Source organism: Vibrio sp. 10N.286.49.E11 (assembly GCF_041469505.1).
Taxonomy (GTDB): Bacteria; Pseudomonadota; Gammaproteobacteria; order Enterobacterales; family Vibrionaceae; genus Vibrio; species Vibrio crassostreae_C.
On record NZ_JBFRKQ010000080.1, the window covers coordinates 1 to 10,443 of the forward strand.

The 10,443-nt window shown below is 43.9% G+C and carries 9 protein-coding genes; 5 read left to right on the top strand and 4 right to left on the bottom strand.

Features of this window, described 5'->3' with window-relative positions; translation table 11 throughout:
• Positions 1-103 precede the first annotated feature (103 nt).
• The 3 genes from infA to aat form a co-directional block, all read right to left on the bottom strand.
• Positions 104-322, bottom strand: coding sequence for a translation initiation factor IF-1 (gene infA, locus AB4167_RS18885; RefSeq protein WP_001040192.1), 219 nt, complete (start codon positions 320-322; stop codon positions 104-106).
• Between the two features lie 81 nt (positions 323-403).
• A complete protein-coding gene (locus AB4167_RS18890) occupies positions 404-1,102 on the bottom strand; it encodes an arginyltransferase (protein WP_065585123.1) in 699 nt (232 codons plus the stop codon).
• A complete protein-coding gene (gene aat, locus AB4167_RS18895) occupies positions 1,102-1,812 on the bottom strand; it encodes a leucyl/phenylalanyl-tRNA--protein transferase (protein ID WP_017063504.1) in 711 nt (236 codons plus the stop codon). The genes AB4167_RS18890 and aat overlap by 1 nt, the downstream gene beginning before the upstream one ends.
• A gap of 53 nt (positions 1,813-1,865) precedes the next feature.
• Here aat and AB4167_RS18900 point away from each other — a divergent pair, with 53 nt between their 5' ends.
• Together AB4167_RS18900 and aroA are read left to right on the top strand one after the other, a co-directional pair.
• Positions 1,866-2,321: a glycine zipper 2TM domain-containing protein gene (locus AB4167_RS18900; protein ID WP_004736438.1), complete on the top strand. Its 456-nt coding sequence runs from the start codon at positions 1,866-1,868 to the stop codon at positions 2,319-2,321.
• Between the two features lie 162 nt (positions 2,322-2,483).
• Positions 2,484-3,764, top strand: a complete 1,281-nt coding sequence (gene aroA, locus AB4167_RS18905; protein ID WP_017062105.1) for a 3-phosphoshikimate 1-carboxyvinyltransferase — start codon at positions 2,484-2,486, stop codon at positions 3,762-3,764.
• Between the two features lie 61 nt (positions 3,765-3,825).
• On the opposite strand, the gene AB4167_RS18910 is transcribed toward aroA, so the two are convergent.
• Positions 3,826-4,071, bottom strand: coding sequence for a YciN family protein (locus AB4167_RS18910; RefSeq protein ID WP_017062104.1), 246 nt, complete (start codon positions 4,069-4,071; stop codon positions 3,826-3,828).
• 439 nt (positions 4,072-4,510) lie between these two features.
• Between AB4167_RS18910 and topA the strand changes: the two genes are divergently transcribed.
• The 3 genes from topA to glgA all read left to right on the top strand — a co-directional run bounded on the left by topA (position 4,511) and on the right by glgA (position 10,338).
• Positions 4,511-7,141, top strand: coding sequence for a type I DNA topoisomerase (gene topA / locus AB4167_RS18915; RefSeq protein WP_372136903.1), 2,631 nt, complete (start codon positions 4,511-4,513; stop codon positions 7,139-7,141).
• Between the two features lie 523 nt (positions 7,142-7,664).
• Entirely contained in the window at positions 7,665-8,894 is a 1,230-nt protein-coding gene (gene glgC, locus AB4167_RS18920; RefSeq protein WP_080582251.1) for a glucose-1-phosphate adenylyltransferase, read from the top strand.
• Positions 8,884-10,338 (top strand): glycogen synthase GlgA, encoded by a 1,455-nt coding sequence (gene glgA / locus AB4167_RS18925; protein ID WP_017070017.1) that lies wholly within the window; start codon positions 8,884-8,886, stop codon positions 10,336-10,338. The genes glgC and glgA overlap by 11 nt, the downstream gene beginning before the upstream one ends.
• Positions 10,339-10,443 lie beyond the last annotated feature (105 nt).

Genomic DNA, 10,443 nt, shown 5'->3' on the forward strand with positions numbered 1-10,443 from the left:
CGAGATGCGAGATGCGAGATTGATGTGCTTGTGTAGTAAAAAGCTCAGGCAATAAAAAACGGAGCCTTAAGCTCCGCTTCTTATTGTATTCGCTAATTAAAAATTAACGAGCACGGAAGACGATGCGGCCTTTAGAAAGGTCGTATGGAGTCATCTCAACAGTTACTTTATCACCAGTAAGAATACGGATGTAGTTCTTACGCATTTTACCAGAGATGTGTGCTGTCACTACGTGACCGTTTTCAAGCTCAACACGGAACATTGTGTTTGGTAGAGTATCAAGGACAGTGCCTTGCATCTCGATTACGTCTTCTTTAGCCATCTAATCCTCTTTCGAAATTTGGCGGTTTTCAACGGCTTGATTGTGCCGTTAAAATCAAAATATGTAAAGTTGTCGCGTATTCTACCCTTGCCACCGCTGATTTACTAGCCTTTGATGACGTTGAAATCGTACTTTATAGTTCATCGCAGGGCATTCATCGATTTGATAACCCAAATATAACCATTGTTTTTGTTCTTTCTGGGCATGTTGGATCTGAAATAGAACGCCAAGTGTTCCCATCGAAATGTCTATATCAGGATCGAAGAAGGTATAAAACGCGCTGGTACAGTGAGCCATGATGTCGGTTACGGCGATACCAACCAACTTGTTCTCATCATAGATGTGCATGAACTTTGTAGTAAGCCACTCATTTTTAGAGAATTGTAGAAACTCTTCTTTCTTGGGTGGGTACATGGTTCCCGAACGGTGACGAGCGGTGATATAGCGACTGTATAAGTCAAACCAGTTGTCATCCATCTCATCTTTCAGTTCCCAACGTAGTGATTTTCCTTTGTTAAGGATCCGTCGTTGGCTTTTGGAAAGCTTAACCTCAGGAATTGAAAGCCGAATCGCTTGGCATGCTGAGCAATTATCGCAATGTGGCTTATAAATGGTTGAACCACTGCGGCGAAATCCATTCGCAAGCAGAACTTCATAGTTATCTGAGGTGTGCATGTGTTCGTCAAGCGTGACCGCCACTCTCTCTTCGAAGTGAGGTAAGTAGCTGCAAGCGTGATTGTCTGTTAATCCAATTCTGATTTGTTGTAAATCTGGATTCATTAAGGCATTTCCTTTAGCCATTGGGTTTTAAAGCATGCATCGTCAACGGAGAACTCTTTGAGTAATTGCAGAGAGCCTAGGAATTCATCCCTATCAACCTCGATAGCGCCCAAGGATTCCAAGTGAGGGTTCATGACTTGGCAATCAATCAGTTGTCCGCCGAATCGGGTAAAGTGTTTACAAAAGTACCACAGCGCAATTTTAGAGGCATTGGTCTTTAGGCTGAACATCGATTCACCGCAAAAGACTTGGCCTCTTTGTAAGCCGTAAAGTCCACCGATCAGTTCATCATCTTGCCAAACCTCAACCGAGTGGCAGAAACCTAATGAAGCGAGTTTGCGGTAGGCTGACTGCATGTCGCTGTTTAGCCAGGTTTCTTCTTCGGGTCTTAGTGAAGAGCAATAACCAATTACTCTGTCCGTCGCTTGGTTGATGCTGACTCGGTAATTGTGCTTTCTTTGAAACTTTTTAAGACTTTTTGACGGTTCGAATGTCTTAGGATTAAATACCGCTCGCGGTGCAGGGCTCCACCAAAGTATAGGCTCACCTGGGCCATACCATGGAAATATACCTTGGCTATAAGCGTTTAAAATTCGCATTGGTGATAAATCACCACCGAAGGCGAGCAGACCGTTGGGGTCATCAAGCGCGTCGAAAGGCGAAGGAAACTCTATACTAGTAGTATCAAGTTCGGTTAGGTATATAGTCATAAGTACCGCATTACAGATTAATCACTGACCAAGAGGTCTTTAGGAGTTTTACCATGAAGAAGTTGCTTTGGATTTTACTTGTTTTGCCCATGTTGGCAAATGCAGCTTACAACAGAAACCAAGCTCGACCAGTAAACGAGGTGGTTTATGGTGAGATTGATACGGTCAGATACATCACTCAGCAAGAGATCGTTGAGTCGAAAGCGAATGGTTGGGAAACCTTGTTAGGTGCGGCGATTGGTGGCTTGATTGGTAACCAGTTTGGCGGCGGCACTGGTAAAGAAGTGGCGACAGCTGTAGGTGCAGTAGCAGGTGCGGGTATTGCTCGTAACCGAGGTAACACACAATATAAAGTAGAGTACAAACTGGTCGAGTTATTGGTCAAAACCAAAGACGACAAGTTGGTCAACATTATCCAAGATGTCGATAACTCGATGCTGTTCAACCGAGGCGATGATGTACGAATTCTCTATTTTTCAGATGGTGTTCGAGTTGATCTCGTGTACTAGTATATAAATACGATTGATTGGCTAATTAATCACCGGTTTGGGCCGGATTAGCTCTGGAGTTCGTTGGAAAAGTTCGTTAGTCTGCAAGTACGAAGAATTATTCATCACCCGAAAATAAATACGCACCAGTGACTTCGGGTGGTACAAGGACTATAAGATTTAATGGAAAGCCTTACGTTACAACCAATTCAAAAAGTGAACGGGGAAGTTAACCTACCTGGTTCAAAAAGCGTTTCCAACCGTGCACTTCTTTTGGCTGCACTTTCTACGGGAACCACTCGCCTAACAAACTTGCTAGACAGTGATGATATTCGTCATATGTTGAATGCATTAACTCAGTTAGGTGTTGATTATCAGTTGTCTGCAGACAAAACCGTTTGTGAAGTGACAGGTGTTGGTGGTGCATTCTCAAGTGACAAAGCCCTAGAGCTTTTCTTAGGTAACGCGGGTACGGCGATGCGTCCGTTGGCGGCTGCACTATGTTTAGGTCGCGGTGAATACGTTCTTACTGGTGAGCCTCGTATGAAAGAGCGCCCAATTGGCCACTTAGTAACAGCACTGCGAGAAGCCGGTGCCGATGTTGAATACTTAGAGAACGAAAACTACCCGCCATTGAAGATCACAGGTACCGGTTTGAAGAGCGGTACGGTTTCTATCGACGGTTCGATCTCTAGTCAATTTTTGACGGCATTTTTGATGGCTGCGCCTTTAGCTGAAGGTGAAGTGACCATTAAAATTGACGGTGAATTGGTTTCTAAACCTTACATCGATATTACGCTGCACATCATGAAGCAATTTGGTGTGGACGTGATCAATAATGATTACCAAGAGTTTGTGATTCCTACCGGGCAATCTTACTCGGCACCGGGTGATTTCTTGGTTGAAGGTGATGCATCATCTGCGTCATATTTCCTTGCAGCCGCTGCTATCAAAGGTGGTGAGATTAAGGTCACTGGTATTGGTAAAAACAGTATCCAAGGTGATATCCAATTCGCTGATGCGCTTGAGAAAATGGGTGCGGAAATCGAATGGGGTGACGACTACGTTATTTCTCGTTGTGGCGAGCTGAAAGGCATTGATATGGACTATAACCATATCCCAGATGCTGCGATGACTATCGCGACAACCGCATTGTTTGCGAAAGGCACAACGGCAATCCGTAATGTCTACAACTGGCGTGTGAAAGAGACAGACCGCTTGGCTGCAATGGCAACAGAGCTACGCAAAGTCGGCGCTGAAGTGGAAGAGGGTGAAGATTACATTATTGTTAACCCTGTGGCTGAACTGACTCATGCGGCGATTGATACTTACGATGATCACCGTATGGCGATGTGTTTCTCGCTGGTTGCTTTGAGCGATACGCCTGTGACGATTAATGATCCAGGTTGTACGTCAAAGACATTCCCTGATTATTTCGACAAGCTGAAAATGCTAAGTCTATAAAAATGCTTAGTATGTAAAGGTTTAGGAACAAAAAAGCTTGCCTAAGTGGCAAGCTTTTTAATTATTGCTGAATTGTAAATTCTTTCGAAAGGTGGTGCGCTAAGTATTTAAACATGTTAAATACCGCGGTTGTATTCTCTGTCGGCATTCCATTGCTGTCTAAGAAGTATTCACCTTTGAAGACGAGTACATCGTCTTTTTCTACTACGCTGTTTGCGCGCATGCCTTCAATGTAGTCATCATGTGATTGGATAATTTGGTTTGCGATAAGCAGTAAATCAAATTCTGCTATTACTTTCTTTGTCATGAGTTTATCTCTGATAACTGAATATAACGTTGAGTTTATGGTGTCGAACTAGAAATTCAATGATTTCACAACCGATTAAGAGAGTCTTTTCAAACATCCACAATTTATTTTGTGATTTACGGCAAAAATAATTGAATGGGGCTCGCGTTAGATTCGCGGACAAGCTTAGTATGAGCCCGTTTAGACGTAATGCCTGATGAATAGGCTCTTGCAAGTATTCTTAGTGAGTACTTTATAGCTTCTTTATATTGTGACCCTTTTATCTATGAGTCGTCGAATTGTCGAGCGATCAGATCCAATTTTGAAAAAAGCGGTTGATCTTCTAGTAATCTCGCACAATAGTAAAAAAAGAAGCAATGAATTTAGAATATCATGCGTAAAAGCCCACAAGCTAAATTGTTGGTGCTGAAGCATCGTGATTAAGGACGTTAGAGTCAATATGGGTAAATCGCTCGTTATAGTGGAGTCGCCAGCCAAGGCTAAAACTATCAATAAATATCTTGGCAAAGACTTTGTCGTTAAGTCGAGTGTAGGTCACGTACGTGATTTACCAACGGCGGGTCAAAGTACTGGTCAAAAGGCTGCTGCAGTTTCAACCAAGGGTATGAGCCCAGAAGACAAAGCTCGTATCAAAAAAGAAAAAGATCGCAAAGCTCTTATCAAAAAGATGGGTATCAACCCATATAAAGAGTGGGAAGCGAACTATCAAATCCTACCTGGTAAAGAGAAAGTCGTCGCTGAATTGAAAAAACTGGCTGAGAACGCAGACCATGTTTATCTCGCAACCGATTTGGACCGCGAAGGAGAAGCTATCGCATGGCACCTTCGTGAGATCATCGGCGGCGATGAAACGCGATACAAGCGAGTGGTTTTTAACGAAATCACCAAGAATGCTATTCAACAAGCTTTCGAAACGCCAGGTGAGCTAAATATTGATGGCGTAAACGCACAACAAGCACGACGTTTTATGGACCGTGTTGTTGGCTTTATGGTGTCACCTCTGCTTTGGAAAAAAGTAGCACGAGGCCTGTCCGCTGGCCGTGTTCAATCAGTAGCGGTAAAACTACTGGTAGAGCGTGAGCGCGAGATCAACGCCTTTATCCCTGAAGAGTTCTGGGATGTGCATGCTGATACTAAAACAGCAGAGAAAACCGACTTTAGACTGCAAGTTGCACAGAAAGACGGTGTTGCGTTTAAACCTGAAAATGAAGCGCAAACACAAGCTGCTGTTAGCGTTTTAGAAAAAGCGCAATACGAAGTATGTAAACGTGAAGACCGCCCAACAAAGAGTAAGCCGTCTGCACCTTACATCACGTCGACGCTGCAACAAGCGGCGAGTACGCGTCTTGGTTATGGCGTAAAGAAAACCATGATGCTGGCTCAACGCCTGTATGAAGCGGGTTACATCACTTATATGCGTACTGATTCAACCAACTTGAGTTCAGAAGCTGTAGAAGCCGCTCGTGAATACATTGGTTCTGAGTACGGCGCGCAATACCTTCCACCTAAAGCACTTGCATACGGCAGCAAAGAGGGCGCTCAAGAGGCCCACGAAGCGATTCGTCCTTCAAGTGTAGATGTTAAGTCGGAAGATCTAAACGGCGTAGACGCAGACGCACACAAGCTTTACTCGCTAATTTGGAATCAATTCGTAGCGTGTCAAATGACGCCAGCTCAATACGATTCAACGACAGTAAGCGTTAAAGCAGATGAGTACACGTTGAAAGCGAAAGGTCGTATCCTTAAATTTGATGGTTGGACTCGTGTTCAGCGTCCAATGGGCAAGAACGAAGATACGATCCTTCCAGCAGTACAGATCGGCGATAAGCTTGATCTGATTGCGCTAGACCCTAAACAGCACTTCACTAAGCCACCGGCTCGTTTCACTGAAGCGGCGCTAGTTAAAGAGCTTGAGAAGCGTGGTATTGGTCGTCCTTCAACATACGCATCAATCATCTCGACGATCCAAGATCGCGGTTATGTAAAAGTTGAACAGCGTCGTTTCTATGCTGAGAAGATGGGTGAAATTGTTACTGACCGTCTAGATGACAGCTTCAATGACCTAATGAACTACGACTTCACTGCTCGTATGGAGCAGAAGTTGGACCAAATCGCAGAAGGCGAAGCAAGCTGGAAAGGCGTGCTAGATAACTTCTTCGAAGACTTTACTGGCGATTTGGAAAAAGCAGACTTAGACGAAGACGCTGGTGGCATGAAGCCAAATCATATCGTGGAAACCGATATTGAGTGTCCGACTTGTAGCCGTAAAATGGGTATTCGTACTGCTTCGACAGGCGTATTCCTTGGTTGCTCTGGCTATGCACTTCCACCAAAAGAGCGTTGTAAGACAACAATCAACCTTGGTGATGAAGAAGGCATTATCAACGTGCTTGAAGAAGACGTTGAAACAGCAGCACTTCGAGCTAAAAAGCGTTGTCCTATTTGTGAAACGGCAATGGATGCCTATCTAATCGATGATAAGCGTAAGATGCACGTATGTGGTAACAACCCGAACTGTGAAGGTTATGTGGTTGAGCACGGCGAATTTAAAGTGAAAGGCTACGATGGTCCACTTGTTGAGTGTGACAAGTGTGGTTCTGACATGGTTCTGAAGAACGGTCGTTTTGGTAAATACATGGACTGTACGAGTGAAGATTGTAAGAACACTCGTAAGATTCTGAAAAATGGCGAAGTTGCGCCACCAAAAGAAGACCCGGTGCATTTCCCTGAACTTCCGTGTGAAAATTCAGACGCGTACTTTGTTCTTCGTGATGGTGCTTCTGGTCTATTTATGGCTGCGAGCAACTTCCCTAAATCACGTGAAACACGTGCACCATTAGTGGAAGAGCTGGTTCGTTTTAAAGACCGTATCTCACCTAAGTTCCAATACCTAGCATCAGCGCCAGTTGCTGACCCTGATGGTAAGCCGACAGTGGTTCGTTTTAGTCGTAAGACCAAAGAAAACTACGTGCGTACTGAAGTAGATGGAAAACCGTCCGGTTGGACTGCGTTGTACATCGACGGTAAGTGGGAAGTTACGGATAAGCGTAAAAAGCCTAAAGAGAAATAACTGAACGTTATTGATGAAAAAGCAGCCTAATGGCTGCTTTTTTTGATCTCAATATGACTAAATATGCAACTTGTTGACCTGGTGTTTCGTCGGTGGGGATTTGTTAAATTCACACCGCGAAATTAATAGCGGCAATTAATCATATCTTCTTATGCAACTTTAACGAAAATGTAACTTAATTAAAATATTGTAACTCACAGATCAGCGTTTAGTTGTATACCTGATGTGTGTCGGGTGTTAATGTAATGTTTCGTCTGGACGGTGTAGTGTGAGCTGCTTTAAGTCTTAGGAAAGCAATCAGCTTACGTACCACAGAATGGCGTATTAAAAATTGAATTCGGCCGAAAAGTCGATAACGTATATAAAACCAAGTGCAAAGAATAGTGCACACATAACAACGTTTGGCTTAGGATATTGTCACTGTATGTGAATGGATATTCGCTAAATACCGAAATAAGTGTTGGTGCTCATCCCCCAGAGGAAGATACCTCTACGAGTACTAACATCGACAAGCTATAGATATATGGAGAATAAAATGGCTGGTGTATTGGGAATGATTCTTGCTGGTGGTGAAGGCTCTCGCTTAAGACCTTTAACTGAATCTCGCAGCAAACCCTCGGTTCCTTTCGGTGGTAGTTACCGCTTAATTGATTTCGCTTTGAACAACTTCGTTAATGCTGATCTAATGAAGATCTACGTATTAACACAATTTAAGTCACAGTCACTGTTCCACCATATGAAAAAAGGCTGGAATATCAGTGGTATAACAGACCGTTTTATCGACCCAATTCCTGCGCAAATGCGTAAAGGAAAGCGTTGGTATGAAGGCACAGCAGATGCTATCTACCAAAACATGGGCTTTATGGAGTTGGAAGAACCTGATCAAGTATGTATTTTTGGTTCAGACCATATTTATAAGATGGACATCAAACAGATGCTTGATTTCCATAAAGAGAAGAAAGCGGCTCTAACAGTATCAGCATTGCGCATGCCGCTTGCTGAAGCATCAGAATTCGGTGTTATTGAGGTTGATGCTGACGGCCGTATGATTGGCTTTGAAGAGAAACCTGCAAATCCGAAGTCGATCCCGGGCGATCCAGAATCAGCGCTCGTTTCAATGGGCAACTACGTGTTCGAAGCGAAAGAGCTTTTTGCTGAACTAACGGAAGATGCTGATAGAGAAGGTTCGACACACGATTTCGGCAAAGATATTATTCCAAACATGTTCCCACGTGGTGACGTGTTTGTTTATGATTTCAGCACCAACCGTATTACTGGTGAGAAAGAAGAAGTTTACTGGCGCGATGTAGGTACGATTGACGCGTACTGGCAAGCGCACATGGACCTTCTTAAGAAAGATGCGCCATTCTCGCTATACAACCGTAAATGGCCTCTACACACTTATTACCCGCCACTACCACCAGCTACGTTTACTGATTCGGCAAATGGTCGAATTCAGATCATTGATAGCCTTGTGTGTAGCGGTAGTTATGTACGTGGTTCGCGTATTGAAAAGAGTGTATTGGGCTTCCGCAGCAATATCGCATCAGCGTGTGATATCAGCGAAAGTATCTTACTCGGTGATGTAAAAGTGGGTGAGGGTTGTATCTTGCGCCGCGTTATCATTGATAAAGATGCAGACATCGCACCGGGTACACAGATTGGTGTGAATCTGACAGAAGACAAAAAGCATTACCACGTATCTGACGATGGTGTTGTAGTGATTTCTAAAGGAGCACGAGTTGGTTACTAAGACTCTCTCGGTACTTTTTGTAGCGTCTGAAGTTGAAGGCTTGATTAAAAGTGGTGGCTTGGCTGATGTAGCCAAGGCACTGCCGAAAGCGTTGCAAACACTCGAACAGGACGTTCGAGTGACTATCCCCGCATATAGAAACATTCCAAACATTGATTCAGCAGAAGTTATTTTATCGACTGAACTCGATCATTGGCCTCATACGGCTTATCAAGTTAAAAAACTGAGCGTAGAAGGCGTTCCAGTTTTTGGTATTGAATGTGCCAAGTATTTCGACCGCCCGGAAATGTACGCAGAAAACAATCAAGCTTATGCTGATAACGGAGAGCGCTTCTCGTTCTTTAGTGCAGCCTGTCTTGATATGCTTCCTAAGCTTGGTTTTCAACCGGATATCATTCATGCAAATGACTGGCATACTGGTTTCGTTCCTTTCTTGCTTAAATCGCGTTATCAACAACACGATTTCTTTGAAAATACGCGCAGTGTTATCTCGATCCACAATGCGGTTTTCAAAGGTGTGTTCGCATACGATGAACTTCAATTCCTGCCAGAGATGCACAGTTACCATGCGCCTGAAGCTTCAGTGAGTGACACTCATGTCACTATGCTAAGAGCTGGAGTGATGTGTGCGGATAAAGTGAACGCAGTAAGTCCTACCTATGCAGAAGAGTTGAAAACGGAATTAGGTAGCCACGGTATGGCTGCAGAATTCCAACACAGATCTGCTGATCTGTTCGGCATTTTGAATGGGTGTGATTATGGGGCTTGGAATCCGGAAACTGATGCTTTCCTTCCTCGTAAATACAAAGCGACCAAGCACAGCATGGCTCGCGGAAAATCAGCTTGTAAGCAAAAACTGCAACAAGATGTAGGTTTACCCGTTGCCGATTGCGCGGTTTATGGCATGGTTTGTCGCTTGACGAATCAAAAAGGTGTTCATTACTTACTGCCTATCATCGAACAGTTTTTGAAAAATGATCTTCAGATCGTGATTGTCGGTACTGGCGATCCGGTTTTGGCGAGTCAATTGAAAGAGCTATCAGCGCTTCACTCAGATAAGTTCTCGTTCGTAGAAGCGTACAATAATGAACTTGCGCACTTGGTTGAAGCAGGCTCTGATTTCTTCTTGATGCCTTCGGAATTTGAACCGTGTGGCTTAAACCAAATCTACAGCATGGCTTACGGTACTTTGCCGATTGTTCGTTCTGTGGGAGGTTTAAAAGACAGCGTGAATGATTACGATGAAGATCCTGAAGTCGCGACTGGGTTTGCTTTTGAAGAGCCAACACCGCAGGCGTTATTGGCTGTGTTACATCGTTCATTACTGCTTTATGCACAAAACCCATCTGAAATTAAGCGTGCTCAGCTTTACGCGATGCAGCAAGATTTTAGTTGGGAAGATGCGGCTAAAGAATACCTAGCTATGTATCATTCAGCATTTTAACTTGTTGACTTAGCTTTAAAGTTAGCTGGCGAGCAACTGCCGCTCGAACTAAATGAAGGCGCTCTAATTGTAGAGTGCCTTTTTGTTGGTTCATCGCGGCTTTCC

Coding starts and splice junctions, on each gene's coding strand:
- glgC (WP_080582251.1), top strand. CDS start 7,665: ATGGAGAATAAAATGGCTGGTGTATTGGGAATGATTCTTGCTGGTGGT.
- infA (WP_001040192.1), bottom strand. CDS start 322: ATGGCTAAAGAAGACGTAATCGAGATGCAAGGCACTGTCCTTGATACT.
- AB4167_RS18910 (WP_017062104.1), bottom strand. CDS start 4,071: ATGACAAAGAAAGTAATAGCAGAATTTGATTTACTGCTTATCGCAAAC.
- aat (WP_017063504.1), bottom strand. CDS start 1,812: ATGACTATATACCTAACCGAACTTGATACTACTAGTATAGAGTTTCCT.
- AB4167_RS18900 (WP_004736438.1), top strand. CDS start 1,866: ATGAAGAAGTTGCTTTGGATTTTACTTGTTTTGCCCATGTTGGCAAAT.
- aroA (WP_017062105.1), top strand. CDS start 2,484: ATGGAAAGCCTTACGTTACAACCAATTCAAAAAGTGAACGGGGAAGTT.
- AB4167_RS18890 (WP_065585123.1), bottom strand. CDS start 1,102: ATGAATCCAGATTTACAACAAATCAGAATTGGATTAACAGACAATCAC.
- topA (WP_372136903.1), top strand. CDS start 4,511: ATGGGTAAATCGCTCGTTATAGTGGAGTCGCCAGCCAAGGCTAAAACT.